The organism is Pseudomonas sp. FP603, assembly GCF_030687415.1.
In the GTDB taxonomy this organism is placed as follows: domain Bacteria; phylum Pseudomonadota; class Gammaproteobacteria; order Pseudomonadales; family Pseudomonadaceae; genus Aquipseudomonas; species Aquipseudomonas wuhanensis.
On sequence record NZ_CP117431.1, the window covers coordinates 6,723,952 to 6,743,339 of the forward strand.

At 56.6% G+C, this 19,388-nt stretch carries 9 protein-coding genes, 2 tRNA genes and 4 rRNA genes; 8 read left to right on the plus strand and 7 right to left on the minus strand.

Translation table 11 applies throughout. The features are described from left to right. Window positions 1–318: 318 nt before the first annotated feature. Genes PSH65_RS30960 through PSH65_RS30975 form a run of 4 tightly spaced genes read left to right on the plus strand, consistent with a single transcriptional unit; the run spans window position 319 to window position 5,948 of the window. Window positions 319–1,095, plus strand: a complete 777-nt coding sequence (locus PSH65_RS30960) for a DUF3050 domain-containing protein (RefSeq protein ID WP_305424285.1) — start codon at window positions 319–321, stop codon at window positions 1,093–1,095. Beyond that, window positions 1,092–2,021: a diiron oxygenase gene (locus PSH65_RS30965; protein WP_305424286.1), complete on the plus strand. Its 930-nt coding sequence runs from the start codon at window positions 1,092–1,094 to the stop codon at window positions 2,019–2,021. Before PSH65_RS30960 ends, PSH65_RS30965 begins: the two co-directional genes overlap by 4 nt. A 13-nt stretch (window positions 2,022–2,034) precedes the next feature. Further along, window positions 2,035–5,451, plus strand: coding sequence for a non-ribosomal peptide synthetase (locus tag PSH65_RS30970; RefSeq protein WP_305424287.1), 3,417 nt, complete (start codon window positions 2,035–2,037; stop codon window positions 5,449–5,451). Window positions 5,452–5,480: 29 nt separating this feature from the next. Then, a complete protein-coding gene (locus tag PSH65_RS30975) occupies window positions 5,481–5,948 on the plus strand; it encodes an SRPBCC family protein (protein ID WP_305424288.1) in 468 nt (155 codons plus the stop codon). A 135-nt stretch (window positions 5,949–6,083) separates the two neighbouring features. Here PSH65_RS30975 and PSH65_RS30980 read toward each other — a convergent pair whose 3' ends face one another. Then, entirely contained in the window at window positions 6,084–7,964 is a 1,881-nt protein-coding gene (locus tag PSH65_RS30980; protein ID WP_305424289.1) for a methyl-accepting chemotaxis protein, read from the minus strand. 292 nt (window positions 7,965–8,256) lie between these two features. Between PSH65_RS30980 and PSH65_RS30985 the strand changes: the two genes are divergently transcribed. The 4 genes from PSH65_RS30985 to PSH65_RS31000 all read left to right on the plus strand — a co-directional run bounded on the left by PSH65_RS30985 (window position 8,257) and on the right by PSH65_RS31000 (window position 13,628). Continuing rightward, window positions 8,257–8,757, plus strand: a complete 501-nt coding sequence (locus tag PSH65_RS30985) for a sigma-70 family RNA polymerase sigma factor (protein ID WP_305424290.1) — start codon at window positions 8,257–8,259, stop codon at window positions 8,755–8,757. Further along, entirely contained in the window at window positions 8,757–9,770 is a 1,014-nt protein-coding gene (locus tag PSH65_RS30990) for a FecR domain-containing protein (protein ID WP_305424291.1), read from the plus strand. The genes PSH65_RS30985 and PSH65_RS30990 overlap by 1 nt, the downstream gene beginning before the upstream one ends. Before the next feature lie 88 nt (window positions 9,771–9,858). Continuing rightward, window positions 9,859–12,360, plus strand: a complete 2,502-nt coding sequence (locus PSH65_RS30995; RefSeq protein WP_305424292.1) for a TonB-dependent siderophore receptor — start codon at window positions 9,859–9,861, stop codon at window positions 12,358–12,360. A 71-nt stretch (window positions 12,361–12,431) separates the two neighbouring features. Further along, complete coding sequence (locus PSH65_RS31000) at window positions 12,432–13,628, plus strand: PepSY domain-containing protein (protein WP_305427075.1); 1,197 nt, start codon at window positions 12,432–12,434, stop codon at window positions 13,626–13,628. A gap of 65 nt (window positions 13,629–13,693) precedes the next feature. Here PSH65_RS31000 and rrf (PSH65_RS31005) read toward each other — a convergent pair. The 6 genes from rrf (PSH65_RS31005) to PSH65_RS31030 all read right to left on the minus strand — a co-directional run bounded on the left by rrf (PSH65_RS31005) (window position 13,694) and on the right by PSH65_RS31030 (window position 19,109). After that, window positions 13,694–13,809, minus strand: a 5S ribosomal RNA gene (gene rrf, locus PSH65_RS31005). Window positions 13,810–13,916: 107 nt separating this feature from the next. Next, window positions 13,917–14,032 (minus strand): 5S ribosomal RNA (gene rrf, locus PSH65_RS31010). Between the two features lie 156 nt (window positions 14,033–14,188). After that, window positions 14,189–17,070: ribosomal RNA gene (locus PSH65_RS31015) — 23S ribosomal RNA — on the minus strand. Between the two features lie 235 nt (window positions 17,071–17,305). After that, a tRNA-Ala gene (locus PSH65_RS31020) sits at window positions 17,306–17,381 on the minus strand. Between the two features lie 30 nt (window positions 17,382–17,411). Beyond that, a tRNA-Ile gene (locus PSH65_RS31025) sits at window positions 17,412–17,488 on the minus strand. Between the two features lie 82 nt (window positions 17,489–17,570). Further along, window positions 17,571–19,109, minus strand: a 16S ribosomal RNA gene (locus tag PSH65_RS31030). Together the 16S, 23S and 5S rRNA genes with 2 tRNA genes alongside form the textbook arrangement of a ribosomal RNA operon. Between the last annotated feature and the right edge of the window lie 279 nt (window positions 19,110–19,388).

The window sequence follows — 19,388 nt, forward strand, 5'->3', positions numbered from 1 at the left end:
GAATTTTGGCTTATATAAGCTGAAAGGAGCAACTACGCCAAAATAAAACTTAATCCAAAAGTCTTATTGGGGTTTGTCGCGCTCGATAAAGTTAAACTTTAAATTAATAAAAAAATGACTTGCCCGACACTTTATTCCTGTATTAGTTTTTCTCCGCCGCCCGTAAACACTGGGCACCAAGTACTACTTAGTGATTAAACACCTGAAAAGCATCAATTCAATTGAGGCCCCCGTTCGCCAATAAAAAACTTCAAGCAACCGTCACTTATTGATCAACACCACCCTCAACGGTATTCCAGATCACTTATAGGCTCGCTCATGAAACCGACTAAAGATCGTCTCAATCAGAAGAAAGCAGAACTTAGTGCGCACCCGATCTTCTCTGAAATACATTCGTTATCTGTCCTTCAACGCTTTATGGAAACCCATGTATTTGCGGTGTGGGATTTCATGTCGCTGACCAAGCGCCTGCAACAGGAACTGACCTGCGTTCAGCTGCCCTGGCTGCCGCCGCGAGATCCTCAGGCTGCGCGGTTGATCAATGAAATCGTGCTCGGTGAAGAGTCTGATGATCGTCCGGCCCAAGGTCATTACAGCCACTTCGAGTTGTATCTGGATGCGATGCGCGAAGTCGGTGCGAGCACGGTCGCCGTCGAACGCTTCGTGACGCTACAAAAAGAAGGCGTGAGCTACGACGTGGCACTGCAAAGCGTCGACGTCGACCCGGCGGCCGCGCAGTTCGTGCGCCACACCCTGCACACCGCGATGCATGCACCGGGACACAGTGTGGCGGCGGCGTTTCTGCATGGCCGCGAGAGTGTCATCCCGCAGATGTTCCAGCGGATTCTCGACGACTGGGGCATCGGCATCGAACAGGCGCCGACCTTCCGTTACTACCTGGAACGGCACATCGAAGTCGATTCCGAAGACCACGGCCCGGCCGCGGAAAAACTCCTTGCCCGTCTGGTCGATGGCGATCCGCAGCGCGAAGAAGATGTCTACGCCAGCGCCATTGCCGCCGTGGAAAGCCGCATCGCCCTGTGGGACGGTTTGCGCCTGAGCATGAGCGAACCGGTGGCGGAGGTGAACGCATGAACGCCGCCGACTACCAATCCTTCGCCGACGCCTGGGAGAGCCGCGCGACCATTCGCACCCGCCCCCGTCGCGTCCTGGAGAACGACGACAAACTGATCTATCCGTTGAGCCGTCAGCCGCTGGTACTGAGTGAAACCTTCCTGCGCGAATGCCCGGAACAACGGGACTTCGCCTTGGTGCTGACGCTCTACAAGTTCATCAACGACGTGGTGATTTTCGAAACCGAGATCGTCGACAAGACCGCCCGCAGCATCGCCAAAAACCGCTTCAGCGTGGCGTTCCCGTTCGCCTGTCGCTACGACGCGATGACCGTGGTGGTGGACGAGGATTACCACGCCCTGGTGGCCATGGATTTCATGCAGCAGACCATCGCCATGACCGGCATCGCGCCGATCGAACTGCCGGATGAAATCGAACTGAGCCGAGCGATTCCAGCCGCCGTGGCGCTCGCACCGGAGCACCTGCGCAGCGCCGTGGAGCTGATCTGCGTGGCCATCGCCGAGAACACAGTGACCGGCGATGTCGCGGCGTTCGCCAAGGACGATACGGTCAAGCAGTCGATCAAGGGCCTGATGGCCGACCACTTGCTCGACGAGGGTCGCCACTCCGGGTTCTGGGCGCGGTTGGTGCGCATCTATTGGCACACCGCAAGCGAAGACGATCGCCAGTGCATCGCGCAGATCCTCCCGGTGTTTATCAGCCATTACCTGACCAACGACATCCAGAAGTCCTTCGACTTCCGCTTGATCGACGCCTTGCAGATCAGCGACGCAGCACGCCGGGCACTCAAGAGCGAAGTGTCGGGGCTGGCCTTCCCGATCAATCGCCATCACCCGCTGGTCGCCAACATCGTGCGGTTTTTCCGCAGCAGTTCGCTGCTCGATTCACCGTGCGTGCAAAGCGCCCTGAGCGACTACCTGGTTTAACGAGGAGAACATCATGAGACGTCTCGATATTTTGCTCAGTGGGCAAAGCCAGGCCCTGACCGACCTGGCGCTGGAACTCGAACAACACGGTCATTCACTGGTGCGGCTGGCGAATCTGGAGGAGCCGCCGCTGGGCACGTTTGATCTGCTGATCGACGATGCGAGCCTGCCGTTTCAGGACTTCAGCGATGCACCGCGCCTGACGCTGCAGCTGGGTATCGGCGTGCCGGGCGCCTCGGGCCTGCCAGCATTGGACCTGCTGTGCACCTACAACTCGATGCAGCTAAGTCGCGTGCCAGTCGCCGAAGAACTGTCCGGTAACGGCCAGGCATTGCGCCTGCGAGCGGTGGCCGATCTGGTCGATCACGTGGCATTGCTGGTCAGCCGCTTCTCCCGGGATGCCGAGTATTTCCTGCAGGCCGAATCGACGGCATCCGCGCACTTTGAGCAGGTGGAAAATCTGCAGTTTCTAGAGCACCTTGCCTTCATCCATCAGCTCAACGCTACGGCTGAACCAAGGCTGCTACAAATGGGCCAGATCCCTATGATCGAGCGGCTTGAACAGCGCTTCATCCAGTCTGCCGAACGTCCGGCGCTGAACATCCCCGGCTCGGTTCTGAGCTATCGGCAATTGCACGCCCACAGCCGCGCGATCCAACAGCGTTTGCAACCGTTGCTCGATCAGCATCAGGGACCGTTGGTGGTCGGGATCTGCTTGCCAAAATGCAGCGCGTTGTATGCGGGGATTCTGGCGATCCTGGGCAGCGGCGCGGTGTACCTGCCGCTGGAGCCGAGTCATCCGCTGCAACGTCAGCAGTACATTCTGGAAAACGCCGGCGCGGTGTTGTTGCTGCATGACGGAGAACATCCGCTCAGCGAGACGATGCCGGGGCTGGACATCAGCCGCATCGACATCGGCGATGTGAATCTCGACCAACCCTTGATGCGTCAACGACCCGCTCTCGACGCGCCGTGCATGGCGCTTTATACCTCGGGCACCACGGGGCACCCCAAAGGCGTGTTGCTCAGCCAGGCCAACCTCGCGCACTTCACCGCGTGGTACACCGACTATGTGCAACTGACCGAACAGAGCCGGGTGTTGCAGTTTTCATCGTTGAGTTTCGACTCGTCGCTGATCGATATTTTCCCGACCCTGCTCCAGGGCGCCGAGCTGATCGTGCCCAACGAAGACCAACGTCGCGACCCGCTGCAACTGGTCGAGCTGATCCGTCACCAGCAGCTGAGCCACGCGTTTTTGCCGCCGGCGCTGTTGAGCATCCTGCCGCTGGATCAGTTGCAAGTCCTCGATCATGTGATGACCGGGGGCGATGTTTGCGAACCCTACGTGATCGAGCAACTGACTCGCCAAGGCAAGCTCTACAACCTCTACGGCCCGACAGAAGCCACGGTGCTGATCACCGCGCGGCAACTGCGCACCGGCGACAGCAACCGGACACTCGGCGCACCGATTGCCAACAGTCAGGTGCTGATCCTCGATGAGGACTTGCAACCGGTGACCGAGCAAACCGTCGGTGAGTTGTACATCGTCGGCCCGGGGGTGTGCCTGGGTTACCTGAACAACCCGCAACAGACTGCCGAACGCTATCTGAACCTGCGCCTGCCGAACGGCCAGAGCTTGCGCGCGTATCGCACCGGCGACATGGCCAAGTGGACCCGCGACGGTATCGAGCTGTGCGGGCGGCGGGACAATCAGGTGAAAATTCGCGGCTTTCGGGTCGAGCCGGAAGAGATTGAACGCTGTCTGCGCGACAGCCAGCTGTACCGTCAGGTGGCGGTGGTCATCGACCGTCACCGACGGATTCTGGCCTTTCTCGCGCAACCTCAGGAAGAACAACCCGGGGCTGCTCGCGAAGCCTTGAAAGCCCACGCGATGCAGTTTCTGCCGGACTACATGCAGCCGACCGCATGGACCGAACTGGCGAGCATGCCGTTCGCCAGCAACGGCAAGGTCGACCGCAAAGCGCTGCTGGAGCTGCCCGTCAACGTGACTGATAACAGCCAACGGCGATTGCCCACCAGCGCCGATGAAGCGTTGCTGCTGGAGATCTGGGCCGAGCTGCTGGAGCTGCCCGCCAGCGACATTTCCACCGACGAAAGTTTCTTCAACCTCGGCGGGCATTCGATCCTGCTGTCGCGCATGCTCCTGCGTTTGCGTGAGGAATTCGGCCGCAGCATCTCGATCAATCGCTTCATCGAATTGCCGACGATTGCGAAGCTGGCAACCTTGGTGCGCGGCTCCGGGACCGAGGAAGTGCTGAGTGAAAAAGCCCTGGCCGACGCCTTCCGCGAACTGGACATCGAGCCGCTGCCGATCAGCCGAATAGGCGATGTGCACAAGGTGATCGTCACCGGCGCCAACAGCTTTGTCGGTGTGCATATCGTCGAAGCGCTGCTGGCCTGGGGCGCCAGCGAAGTCGCGTGCCTGGTGCGCGATGGTGGCGGGCAATCGGCGGCGCAACGCTTTGCTCAAGCATTGCGGGAAAACCGTCTGGAGCACCTGGACCTGAGTCGGGTGCAAGTTTACGCGGCGGACATCACTCGCCCGCAACTGGGGCTCAACGAAGATGTTTATCAACGACTGGACCGAGAGTTCGGTGCGCTGGTGCACAACGCCGCCAACGTCAATCACGTCCTCGATTACGAGTCGTTGGCGCGGGATAACGTCGAGCCGATTTTCGAGTGCCTGCGTTTGTGCGAAGGGCGCAGCAAGAAGATCTTCAACTTCGTCTCGACGCTCTCTGCATCCAGCACGATTTCCGACGATGGCCGGGTGTTGGAATTGCCCGCCGCGCAGACACCACCGATCTACATCAAGAACGGCTACAACCTGTCCAAATGGGTCGGTGAGCGGATCCTCGAACGAGCGCGGGAGCGTGGGGTGCGGGTCAATCTTTATCGTCCCGGCAACATCAGTTTCAACAGCCTCACCGGCGTCTGCCAACCCCACAAGAATCGCCTGATGCTGATGCTCAAGGGCTCGATCCAGCTCGGTCAGGTGCCGGAGTTCGCGCTGAACTTCGACCTGATGCCGGTGGATTTTCTTGCCCGTTTCATCGCCTTCCACGCCAGCCGTTATCAGGCCGAAAAAGCGGTGTTCAACCTGCACAACCCCGAGCCCCTGAGCTGGGACACCTACGTGGCGTCTTTCCGTGAGGCTGGTCGAGAGTTCGCCATGGTCAGCGTCGCCGACTGGCAGCAGCAACTGGGCCGGGTCGACAGTGATAACGCGCTGTTTGGCGTGCTGGGTTTCTACCTCAACGGCTTCGAAGAAGACATCGGCGACATCTCGATGATCGGCCATGACAACGCCCAGGCCGGCATACGGCAGATGGGCGCGCACTACCCGGAAAAATCCCCGGCGCTGCTGCGACGCGGCTGCGACTACCTCAAAGAAATCAACTTCATCTGATTCACCTAACCAAGCACGGAGCAAAAACCATGAACACTCTGCAACCCGATACCCTGATCAAAAACCCTCAAGGCTGCCGCGTTGTGTCTTCGGTGGAAGTACCGGTCGATGCAACGCAAGTCTGGGCGGTGGTCGGCAACTTTTCCGGCTTCGACAAATTCATTCCGGCGCTGTCGCACATCGAGATGACGGGCGAAGGCGTATCGTCGCTGCGCAAGAAATTCTTCAAGGACGGCAACCTGGTGGTCGAGCAGCTCAACTCCCGGGACGACCAGGCGCTGAACATGACCTGGACGACGATCTACAACACCTTGGGCGTGGCCAATTTGTGGGCGGCGATGAGTGTTGAATCCATGGGGGCGAGCAAGTCGCGGGCGACCTGGACCATCATCGCCGAACCGGCCCAGGGCGGCGCCGAAGCCCTGCCGGGGTTCAAGGCTTTCGTTCAGGGGTTTGCCGATGATGCGATGGGGAATGTGTTGAAGCTGTTTGTGTAAGGCTTTGGTTCGGCGGTGACTGATCTACCGCTATCGCGGGCAAGCCCGCTCCCACATGGTTTGTGTCGTACACACATCACCTGTGGGAGCGGGCTTGCCCGCGATTGAACGATAACGCGGTTCAACTGCCCCTGATCAGATCTTGAAACTATCAACCAACTGCTTCAACCGATTGGCCTGCTGCGACAACGCATCGCAATCCTTCAATGTTTCATTGAGGTTGGCCACGCTCTGCTGGTTCAGCAGGTTGATCTGGTTAACATCTACGTTGAGGGTTTCCACCACGGCGGTCTGCTCTTCGGTCGCCGCGGCCACCGATTGGTTCATGCCGTCGATTTCGCCGATGCGCTGGGTCACGCTGACCAAACGTAGGCCAGCCTGGTTCGCCACTTCGACGCTTTGCTCGCTGGACACCTGACTGGCGTTCATCGTAGTCACCGCTTCGCGAGAACCGATCTGCAGCGAGCTGATCATTTTGTGGATCTCTTCCGCCGATTCCTGGGTGCGATGAGCCAGGTTACGCACCTCGTCCGCCACCACCGCAAAACCACGACCGGCCTCACCGGCGCGGGCCGCTTCGATGGCTGCGTTGAGCGCCAGCAAATTGGTCTGCTGGGAGATGCCTTTGATCACATCGAGAATGTGACCGATGTTGTCGGTGCTCGCGTTCAGGGTTTCAATCTGCGTGCAGGACAGGCTGATTTTTTGTGACAGCTCAGTCATGGCCAGGATGGTTTTTTCCACCACCTGACGGCCGTCATCAGCCTGCTCGCTCGCGCCGCTGGCGTGTTGCGAAGCATCGGCTGCGTTGCGGGCGATTTCCTGGGTGGCGGCGCCCAATTGGTTGATCGCCGCTGCGACGCTGTTGGTGCGGGCGCTTTGTTCGTCGGAGCCGACGATCGAAGCGTTGGAGGATGCCATCACCCGTTGCGACAGGTCATGAACCTGACGGGTCGCCGAGGACACTTCGCAAATCGACGCGTGAATCCGCTCCACGAACTGGTTGAAGGAGCCGCCCAACTCGCCGAATTCATCTTTGTTTTCTACCACCAGACGACGCGTCAGGTCGCCCTCGCCCTGAGCAATGTCCTGCATTGCGCGGCCCATCGTGGTCAGCGGACGCATCAACACGTTGATCAGCAGGCTCAGCAGCACCGCAATGGCGGTCACGGCGATGAACATCGCGATCAACGCCGAGGTGCGGAATTGGCTCAGTGGTGCGTAGGCCTTGGTCTTGTCAATCGACAGACCGATGTACCACTCGGCGTTCGGTAAACCACTCACCGGGGTGAACGAGAGAATGCGGTCCTGCTTATTCAGCTCTACTTCCTGGATGCCTCTTTCGATGCGGACACTGGAACCCGGATAGATGTCTTTCAGGTTCTTCATTACGTGATCCTTGTCCGGGCTGACGATCACCTGACCGTCGGCGCTGACGAGGAACGCGTGGCCGATGCCACCGAAGTCCACCGAGTTGATGATCTTCACCAGGGTTTCCAGACTCAGGTCGCCGCCGACCACGCCCAGCAGTTCGCCACTCTTTTTCACCGGCATGGCGATGGTCACCACCAACCCGCCGACCGCAGCCATGTAAGGCGGGGTCAGCATGGTCTTGTCGGCGACCACGGCTTGTTTGTACCAAGGGCGCTGACGCGGATCGTAGCCGTCCGGCATCTTCGCGTCAGGGCGCTGGGTAAACACACCATTGGCCTGCCCGACGTAGGTGAACTGGAAGTTCGAGGTGAGGGCGGGTTGATCGACCAGTCCCGGCAGATCGGCATTGGCGCCTTGATGAGCGACGTTCTGCGCGAGGTTTTCCAGGACCAGCACGCGGCCGCTCATCCAGTTCTGCACGCTGCTGCCGGTGAGGTCGCCGGCTTGTTCAATGGAGGACTCGAGGTTTTGCCGAATGGTGTTTCGCTGCAGATAGTCGTTGTACAAAGTGAACAACGCAAAAGCCAGCACCACGACGCCTGAAGCGGCCAACAGGATTTTATGGCTGAACTTGAGATTCATTTCATGGGACTTCTATGCAAAAAGTGGGGAGGCGTTCCGGGTTGCAACATTCCATGTAACCGCGCAGACGGCATTCTGGGGCCGCTCTACTTTGGTGCACGCATGTCTCACCAGTCTTGTCGGCACGAGTGGGAGAAATCTTAGGGATTTCGTCAGATACCCGCCGAACGGTGTGCTAGAGCGCCCGAGTAGCAGAGTTTTGCTGACGGTTGCTCGAACGGCAGTTGCAAATTTTCTGACCCTTAATGACAATGCGACTAATTATCATTTGTGACGTCGGGCTGTCGCGTTCATGTCCTCACCTGAGTTTGCAGTACAGGCGCTCTACAGCAGTCATCACGGATGGCTCAACACGTGGCTGCGCGCTCGATTGGGCAATGCGGCCGATGCAGCGGACCTGGCCCAGGACACGTTCGTTCGTCTGCTGCAAAGAACCGAACGCCTGGAGCTCAAGGCTCCTCGTGCTTTTCTGCGAACCATCGCCCGCGGCTTGGTGATCGACCACTGGCGCCGTGAGGAAATCGAGCGCGCGTACCTGGAAACCATCGCCCATTTGCCCGAGGCCGAAACCCCGAGCGCCGAGGCACGGGCATTGGTGCTCGAATTGCTGGAAAGCATCGCCCGCCTGCTTGAAGGCCTGAAGCCGAAAGTGCGTCAGGCGTTTCTGCTGGCACAGTGCGAAGGACTTACCCACAAGCAGATCGCCGAACACATGGGATTGTCCCTGCGTTCTGTGGAACGTTATGTGGCCGACGCGCTGTATCACTGTTACGTGCTGCGGTATGAAGCGTGATGCCTGTGGATAACTCAGCGCTGAATCGCCGCGGCGCGCCGCATCAGCAGGTGGTCAAACAAGCCATCCATTGGTTGCTGCGCCTGCGCAACAACGCGACCAATTCCAGACTGCGCCAGCAATGCGATGCCTGGCGGGCAGAACACCATGAACACGAACTGGCCTGGCAACGGGTGCAGTCCTTGCAAGCCGAGTTGAGCCGTAATTTGCGCGCGGTGCCCGGCGCTCAAGTCGCCTTCAATACTTTAGAAAACAGCGCACAGGGACTCGGACGGCGTCAGGCGTTGAAACTGTTGTCGGGCACATTGCTGATGGGTTCGGCGGCATGGCTGGGAAGGGACGTGATCGGCTGGCAACAGTGGACCGCCGACTTCGCCACCGCCACGGGCGAACGACGAGGTTTCCAATTGCCGGATGGCACACGCCTGGAGCTCAACACCGCCACCGCGGTGGATCTGGACTACACCGCGCCGCGGCGCCTGATCAAACTGACTCGCGGCGAGATCATCGTAACGTGCGGCGGGGCGAACGAGGGCTCTTCGTTTGATCAACCGTTGCGGGTGCAAAGCCGCAACGGCGTGTTCGAAGGCGTGGCTGCACGCTTCATCGTTCGTCAGGACACCGACTGCACGCGACTCAGCGTCACCAGCGGCATGGTCGCAATCCATTCGCCACTGGCTGCCGGAGGCCTGCCGATTCAAGTGCAGACCGGGCAGAGCTATCTGATCAATCGCAATCGAGCGCAGTTGGCACCGCCGCAGGACATGGATGCCGGCGCCTGGGTGGACGGCCTGATCGTCACCCGCAACATGCGCCTCGGGGACTTTATTCATGAAGTCGGACGTTACCGGCCCGGTTACCTGACCTGCGCAGCGGACATTGCCCACTTGCGGCTGTCAGGAGTTTTCCGTCTCGAAGACACCGACAAGCTGCTGGCCATCCTGCCGCACACCCTGCCGGTACAACTGCGCTATCGCACTCGCTGGTGGGTGACGCTGGAGCGACAGGCCTGAATTATTTTTGGCGGGTTTTCCGAACAAGTCCGGCTTAGTCAGTAAGCACTTCAACTCTGCCTTCAGCGACTTCCTACGGAAACCTACAATGACTGTGCGCGCCATCAGTAAGAACCCTCTCCATTTCGCTGCGGAATCAGGCGTCTTGCGCCACGCCATCCGCGCGACACTGTTCTCGACCGCATTGGGTGTCGGCCTGCTGCCGACACTGGGCGTCGCAGCACAGGGCAGCGAAGCGAGTAGCCACCGCTACAACATTGCCGCCGGCTCCTTGAGCGATGTGCTCAACCAATTCGCGCGTCAGGCGGGCATCACGCTGTCGACGACTCCGGCTCAAACCCAGGGCCTCCAGTCACCGGGATTACAGGGCGACTATTCGGCGGATCAAGCGTTGAGCCATTTGCTCAATGGCACAGGGCTTGTGGCCGTCAGTCAGGATGGCAGCAGCTATGTGCTGCGACCCGTCGCTGAAACCAAAGCCCTGGCACTTCCTGCCACCGACATCAAAGGCTTCGCCCTAGGTAACGCGCTGGGCAGCATGGAGGGCTACAACGCAACGCACAGCCAGATCGCGACCAAGACCAGCACCGCGCTGCTGGAAACCTCGCAAAGCGTGTCCGTGGTGACCCGAGAGCAAATGGACGACCAAGGCTCGCAAACCGTGTCCCAGGCGATGCGCTACACCCCCGGCGTGCTGACCAACCCTTACGGCGCAACCCACCGTTATGACTACGTAGCGATGCGCGGTTTCAACGACGGGTCGGTGGATAACATCTATCTCGACGGCCTCAAGTCCATGGGCGACAGCGGCACCTACAGCACCATGCAGGTGGACCCGTATTTCCTCGAGCGAGTCGATATTCTCAAAGGGCCATCGTCGGTGCTCTACGGTCGTAGTTCGCCGGGCGGGCTGGTGGCGTTGACCAGCAAGAAACCGTTGTATGAGCCCTATCATCAGGTTCAAGCCACGGTGGGCACTCAAGGCCAACGCGGCATGGGTTTCGACTTCAGCGGACCGGTGGATGACGACAAGCGTATTGCCTATCGTCTGATAGGGTTGGCGGATCAGTCCGACACGCAGTTCGACCACAACAAGGAAAAGCGCTTCGCCCTGGCACCGACGGTGAGCATCGACTTCACCGAAGATACCTCGCTGACGCTGCAAGCTTATCTGCAACACGATCCCGACGGCGGCTATCACGGCGGCGTCCCGGCCGACGGCACCATCCATCAGCGCAATGGCAATCGGATCTCTCCAAACTTCTTCGAAGGCGAGCCGGGCATTGATGGTTTCCAGCGTGATCAACAGTCCTTCGGTTATCAGTTCGAACATCGCTTCAACGACGTCTTTACCGCGCGGCAGAACTTCCGCTATCTCGATTCCAAGGTGAAGATCGATCAGGTTTACGCCTATGGCTGGACCACACCCACCAGTAACGAGTTGAACCGCTATTACACTGGCGGCGACGAAAAGCTCCACGCGTTCATCGTCGATAACATGCTGCAAGCCGAATTCTTCACCGGCGCAACCAAACATACGGTGCTGATGGGCGCGGACTACCAGCGACGCAAAACGGTGGTCGACTGGACCAGTGGCGGTCTTGCGCCGATCGATGCGTTCAATCCGGTGTACGGCAATTCGGCCATCGACTTCTACAGCCCGACCAGCTATCTGCGTCGCCTGGAACAGACCGGCGTCTACCTGCAAGACCTGATCGAGATGGATAAGTGGCGCTTCTCTTTGGGTCTGCGTCAGGACTGGGTTGAAACCTCCGATGAAAATCGGCTGGCTGAAGCGGGACGCCCTGTAGGCACGGAAATCAGTGACGAACGCACCAAACTGACGGGCCGAGCCGGGGCCTTGTACCTGTTCGATAACGGTGTTGCGCCGTACATCAGCTACTCCGAGTCGTTCAACCCGAATTCCTACGCGGACAGCGCCGGCAATCCCTTGGCACCGACCGATGGCACCCAGTGGGAAGTGGGGCTGAAATACCAGCCGCCGGGCACCGACAACTTGTTCACGGCGTCGCTGTTCCGCATCGATCAGGAAAACCTGGCGACCAAATTGCCGCAGGAAAACTTCTATCGCGCTGTCGGCGCCGTCCGCTCCCAGGGTCTTGAGCTGGAAGCGCACATGCAGCTGACCGATAACCTGAAAGTGCTCGGCAGCTACACCTTCACCGACATCGAGTATTCGAAGTCGATGATCAGTACGCTGAGCACCGACACCGACGTGATCGAAAACAAGGGCAACTCGCCGACTCAGGCACCACGCCATATGGCCTCGGTGTGGGCGGACTACAAGTTCGACAGCGCAGCGCTTGATGGCCTGCGTCTGGGCGGTGGCGTGCGTTATGTCGGCTACAGCTGGGCCGATGCGGAAAACACCCTGAAGGTGCCGTCCTACACGCTGTTCGATGCATCTGTCGGCTATGACCTGGGCAAGGTGGGTTTGAAGGGCGTGGACGTACGCCTGAATGCGAACAACCTGACCAACGAGTCTTACGTGGCCTCCTGTGCCAGCCTGAACTTCTGCTACCTGGGTGAAGAGCGCAACGTCGCCGCTACCGTGAGCTACCAGTTCTAATCACTCGTTATTACGACAAAGCCAGCACCTGAATCCAGAGGCTGGCTTTGTCGTCTCTGCAGGAAAATCCCATGCGTACATTCCTGGTTTTACTTCATCGCTATATTGGTTTGGCGACCGCGTTGTTTCTGTTGATGGCGGGGCTTACGGGCAGCATTCTGGCGTTCAATCATGAGCTGGATGAGTGGCTCAATCCGGGGTTTTATTCAGCGTCTGCCGAAGGTCAGCGTTTGCCACCTGGTGCCTTGGTCGACAAGCTGCAAGCGGAGCATCCGAGGCTGCAAGTCTGGTACATGGAGTACCCGTCAGAACCGGGTCATACCGCATTGCTGGCTGCGGTACCACGCAATGACCCTGCGACCGGAAAACCTTTTGCCGAACCCAATCAGGTGTTCTATCTGGACCCGGTCAATGGCGAGCAGAAAGGTCAGCGGTTCTGGGGAGAATGCTGTTTGCAGCGGGAGAACTTCATCCCCTTCATTCTTGAGTTTCACTACAACCTGGTCCTGCCGGATAACTGGGGTTTGTTGTTAATGGGACTGGTCGCAATCGCTTGGGTTGTCGATTGTTTCATTGCGCTTTGGCTGACGCTTCCACGCGGGAAACCGTTCTGGAAGAAGTGGTCGACGGCCTGGAAGATCAAGGGTGGGCATGCCTATCGGTTGAATTTCGATCTGCATCGGGCGGGGGGATTGTGGCTTTGGTTATTGCTGTTGCCGATCGCTGTCAGCAGTGTCGCCATGAACCTGCCGAGCCAGGTCTTCAAGCCTGCAGCTTCACTGTTTTCGCCGATTGAACCGAGCGTTTACGAGGCCCGCGGACGCATGCCTGCCGAGGAGCTGGGAGTTACGCGGCTGAGTTATCAACAGGCTTATGAACGTGCGTTGCAGGAAGGGCAAAGGCTGGGGCTGACAGCTGCGATCGGGGAGTTGTATTACAGCTTTGAGTACAACTTTTATGGGGCAGGGTTTGGGCAACATGATACCGAGGCCCATGGAAAGTCCTGGCTGTTCTTCCATGGCACGGACGGGCGTTTACTGGGGCAGGAAATCGCGGGGCAAGGCACCTTGGGGGAGCGCTTCTATCGGCTGCAATTACCGATACACGGAGGGCGAATCATTGGGCTTACCGGGCAAGTGATGATCGCGGTGTTAGGTGTTTTGATTGCAGTATTGTCAGGGACGGGTATTTATATCTGGTGGCGCAAGTTGCTGGCTCGAAGGAGTAGCAAGGCACGTAAGAGCGAGATGTGCCCCGTCCCGGATTGAGGTTTCTATAGCCCAGAAAGACAAAACCCCTGTCTGCATAAGCAGACAGGGGTTTCGGAATTCAATCTTGACGATGACCTACTCTCACATGGGGAAACCCCACACTACCATCGGCGATGCATCGTTTCACTGCTGAGTTCGGGATGGGATCAGGTGGTTCCAATGCTCTATGGTCGTCAAGAAATTCTGTGACCAGCCCGTTACAGCGGTAACGTGCCAGCAAAATCGGTGACTTCTACTAAAACAAAACCCCTACCTGCATACGCAGATAGGGGTTTTGGAATTTAATCTTGACGATGACCTACTCTCACATGGGGAAACCCCACACTACCATCGGCGATGCATCGTTTCACTGCTGAGTTCGGGATGGGATCAGGTGGTTCCAATGCTCTATGGTCGTCAAGAAATTCGGTAGCCAGCTCGTGTTCTCTTGCGAGGTCACGCTCCAGCGAATGGGTATGCGATAGTTTGTGTGTTTGTTTCTCGAACTTTCGGTTCGTTTCGTCTTCACACACCGCAATCTGGTGCCTCTTCAGGTCAGCAAATTGCTTGGGTGTTATATGGTCAAGCCTCACGGGCAATTAGTATTGGTTAGCTCAACGCCTCACAGCGCTTACACACCCAACCTATCAACGTCGTAGTCTTCGACGGCCCTTCAGGGGACTCAAGGTCCCAGTGAGATCTCATCTTGAGGCTAGTTTCCCGCTTAGATGCTTTCAGCGGTTATCTATTCCGAACATAGCTACCCGGCAATGCCACTGGCGTGACAACCGGAACACCAGAGGTTCGTCCACTCCGGTCCTCTCGTACTAGGAGCAGCCCCTCTCAAATCTCAAACGTCCACGGCAGATAGGGACCGAACTGTCTCACGACGTTCTAAACCCAGCTCGCGTACCACTTTAAATGGCGAACAGCCATACCCTTGGGACCGGCTTCAGCCCCAGGATGTGATGAGCCGACATCGAGGTGCCAAACACCGCCGTCGATATGAACTCTTGGGCGGTATCAGCCTGTTATCCCCGGAGTACCTTTTATCCGTTGAGCGATGGCCCTTCCATACAGAAACCGGATCACTAAGACCTACTTTCGTACCTGCTCGAGTGTCTGTCTCGCAGTCAAGCGCGCTTTTGCCTTTATACTCTACGACCGATTCCGACCGGTCTGAGCGCACCTTCGTACTCCTCCGTTACTCTTTAGGAGGAGACCGCCCCAGTCAAACTACCCACCATACACTGTCCTCGATCCGGATAACGGACCTGAGTTAGAACCTCAAAGTTGCCAGGGTGGTATTTCAAGGTTGGCTCCACGCGAACTGGCGTCCACGCTTCAAAGCCTCCCACCTATCCTACACAAGCAAATTCAAAGTCCAGTGCAAAGCTATAGTAAAGGTTCACGGGGTCTTTCCGTCTAGCCGCGGATACACTGCATCTTCACAGCGATTTCAATTTCACTGAGTCTCGGGTGGAGACAGCGCCGCCATCGTTACGCCATTCGTGCAGGTCGGAACTTACCCGACAAGGAATTTCGCTACCTTAGGACCGTTATAGTTACGGCCGCCGTTTACCGGGGCTTCGATCAAGAGCTTCGCGTTAGCTAACCCCATCAATTAACCTTCCGGCACCGGGCAGGCGTCACACCCTATACGTCCACTTTCGTGTTTGCAGAGTGCTGTGTTTTTAATAAACAGTCGCAGCGGCCTGGTATCTTCGACCGGCGTGGCTTACGCAGTAAATGCTTCACCCTCACCGGCGCACCTTCTCCCGAAGTTACGGTGCCATTTTGCCTAGTTCCTTCACCCGAGTTCTCTCAAGCGCCTTGGTATTCTCTACCCAACCACCTGTGTCGGTTTGGGGTACGGTTCCTGGTTACCTGAAGCTTAGAAGCTTTTCTTGGAAGCATGGCATCCCACTTCGTGTTCTAAAAAAACCTCGTCATCAGTCTCGGCCTTAGAATCCCGGATTTACCTAAGATTCCAGCCTACCACCTTAAACTTGGACAACCAACGCCAAGCTGGCCTAGCCTTCTCCGTCCCTCCATCGCAATAACCAGAAGTACAGGAATATTAACCTGTTTTCCATCGACTACGCTTTTCAGCCTCGCCTTAGGGACCGACTAACCCTGCGTCGATTAACGTTGCGCAGGAAACCTTGGTCTTTCGGCGTGGGTGTTTTTCACACCCATTGTCGTTACTCATGTCAGCATTCGCACTTCTGATACCTCCAGCAAGCTTCTCAACTCACCTTCACAGGCTTACAGAACGCTCCTCTACCGCATCACCTAAGTGATACCCGTAGCTTCGGTGTATGGTTTGAGCCCCGTTACATCTTCCGCGCAGGCCGACTCGACTAGTGAGCTATTACGCTTTCTTTAAAGGGTGGCTGCTTCTAAGCCAACCTCCTAGCTGTCTAAGCCTTCCCACATCGTTTCCCACTTAACCATAACTTTGGGACCTTAGCTGACGGTCTGGGTTGTTTCCCTTTTCACGACGGACGTTAGCACCCGCCGTGTGTCTCCCATGCTCGGCACTTGTAGGTATTCGGAGTTTGCATCGGTTTGGTAAGTCGGGATGACCCCCTAGCCGAAACAGTGCTCTACCCCCTACAGTGATACATGAGGCGCTACCTAAATAGCTTTCGAGGAGAACCAGCTATCTCCGAGCTTGATTAGCCTTTCACTCCGATCCACAGGTCATCCGCTAACTTTTCAACGGTAGTCGGTTCGGTCCTCCAGTTAGTGTTACCCAACCTTCAACCTGCCCATGGATAGATCGCCCGGTTTCGGGTCTATTCCCAGCGACTAGACGCCCTATTAAGACTCGCTTTCGCTACGCCTCCCCTATTCGGTTAAGCTCGCCACTGAAAATAAGTCGCTGACCCATTATACAAAAGGTACGCAGTCACCCAACAAGTGGGCTCCCACTGCTTGTACGCATACGGTTTCAGGATCTATTTCACTCCCCTCTCCGGGGTTCTTTTCGCCTTTCCCTCACGGTACTAGTTCACTATCGGTCAGTCAGTAGTATTTAGCCTTGGAGGATGGTCCCCCCATATTCAGACAAAGTTTCTCGTGCTCCGTCCTACTCGATTTCATGGCCAAGAGATTTTCGCGTACAGGGCTATCACCCACTATGGCCGCACTTTCCAGAGCGTTCCGCTAATCTCAAAGCCACTTAAGGGCTAGTCCCCGTTCGCTCGCCACTACTAAGGGAATCTCGGTTGATTTCTTTTCCTCAGGGTACTTAGATGTTTCAGTTCCCCTGGTTCGCTTCTTAAGCCTATGTATTCAGCTTAAGATACCTAACTTATGTTAGGTGGGTTCCCCCATTCAGACATCTCCGGATCAAAGTCTGTTTGCCGACTCCCCGAAGCTTTTCGCAGGCTACCACGTCTTTCATCGCCTCTGACTGCCAAGGCATCCACCGTATGCGCTTCTTCACTTGACCATATAACCCCAAGCAATCTGGTTATACTGTGAAGACGACATTCGCCGAAAATTCGCGATTAAACTCACAAATTTTACCTTAGCCTGATCACCACCAGTGAAAGTGGCCATCAGTCTATCTTTCTATCACATACCCAAATTTTTAAAGAACGATCTAATCAAAGACTAGAAATCAACATTCACCATCGTCACGATGGAATGCTCATTTCTAAGCTTTCAACAAACAGAAGCAGTAGTGGTGGAGCCAAACGGGATCGAACCGTTGACCTCCTGCGTGCAAGGCAGGCGCTCTCCCAGCTGAGCTATGGCCCCGTATTTCTACAGGCGTTTCCCACACAAAATTGGTGGGTCTGGGCAGATTCGAACTGCCGACCTCACCCTTATCAGGGGTGCGCTCTAACCAACTGAGCTACAGACCCAATTTCGGGCTGCTTCTTATCGTCTTCTTCAATGAATCAAGCAATTCGTGTGGGAACTTATGGAGCAGCTGATGTCGTCGATTAAGGAGGTGATCCAGCCGCAGGTTCCCCTACGGCTACCTTGTTACGACTTCACCCCAGTCATGAATCACACCGTGGTAACCGTCCTCCCGAAGGTTAGACTAGCTACTTCTGGTGCAACCCACTCCCATGGTGTGACGGGCGGTGTGTACAAGGCCCGGGAACGTATTCACCGCGACATTCTGATTCGCGATTACTAGCGATTCCGACTTCACGCAGTCGAGTTGCAGACTGCGATCCGGACTACGATCGGTTTTATGGGATTAGCTCCACCTCGCGGCTTGGCAACCCTCTGTACCGACCATTGTAGCACGTGTGTAGCCCAGGCCGTAAGGGCCATGATGACTTGACGTCATCCCCACCTTCCTCCGGTTTGTCACCGGCAGTCTCCTTAGAGTGCCCACCATTACGTGCTGGTAACTAAGGACAAGGGTTGCGCTCGTTACGGGACTTAACCCAACATCTCACGACACGAGCTGACGACAGCCATGCAGCACCTGTCTCAATGTTCCCGAAGGCACCAATCCATCTCTGGAAAGTTCATTGGATGTCAAGGCCTGGTAAGGTTCTTCGCGTTGCTTCGAATTAAACCACATGCTCCACCGCTTGTGCGGGCCCCCGTCAATTCATTTGAGTTTTAACCTTGCGGCCGTACTCCCCAGGCGGTCAACTTAATGCGTTAGCTGCGCCACTAAGAGCTCAAGGCTCCCAACGGCTAGTTGACATCGTTTACGGCGTGGACTACCAGGGTATCTAATCCTGTTTGCTCCCCACGCTTTCGCACCTCAGTGTCAGTATCAGTCCAGGTGGTCGCCTTCGCCACTGGTGTTCCTTCCTATATCTACGCATTTCACCGCTACACAGGAAATTCCACCACCCTCTACCATACTCTAGCTCGTCAGTTTTGAATGCAGTTCCCAGGTTGAGCCCGGGGATTTCACATCCAACTTAACGAACCACCTACGCGCGCTTTACGCCCAGTAATTCCGATTAACGCTTGCACCCTCTGTATTACCGCGGCTGCTGGCACAGAGTTAGCCGGTGCTTATTCTGTCGGTAACGTCAAAACAATTACGTATTAGGTAACTGCCCTTCCTCCCAACTTAAAGTGCTTTACAATCCGAAGACCTTCTTCACACACGCGGCATGGCTGGATCAGGCTTTCGCCCATTGTCCAATATTCCCCACTGCTGCCTCCCGTAGGAGTCTGGACCGTGTCTCAGTTCCAGTGTGACTGATCATCCTCTCAGACCAGTTACGGATCGTCGCCTTGGTGAGCCATTACCTCACCAACTAGCTAATCCGACCTAGGCTCATCTGATAGCGCAAGGCCCGAAGGTCCCCTGCTTTCTCCCGTAGGACGTATGCGGTATTAGCGTCCGTTTCCGAGCGTTATCCCCCACTACCAGGCAGATTCCTAGGCATTACTCACCCGTCCGCCGCTCGCCACCAGGTACAAGTACCCGTGCTGCCGCTCGACTTGCATGTGTTAGGCCTGCCGCCAGCGTTCAATCTGAGCCATGATCAAACTCTTCAGTTCAAACATCTTTGGGTTTTTAAGAAACCCTAAACTTGGCTCAGCAATCGTTGGTTACATCTTTGATTTCTCGCGGAGTAACTTGTGATGCTGATAATCTTGTTGACTATCAGTCTGACTCCACAAGCACCCACACGAATTGCTTGATTCAGTTGTTAAAGAGCGGTTGGTTAAGATCTTTCGTCTCAACCGAGGCGCGCATTCTACAGCAGCCTCTGTTGCTGTCAAGTGGTTATTTTCAGAAGTTTTCAAAGTTTCGCTTGGAAATCTTTAACAACTTCA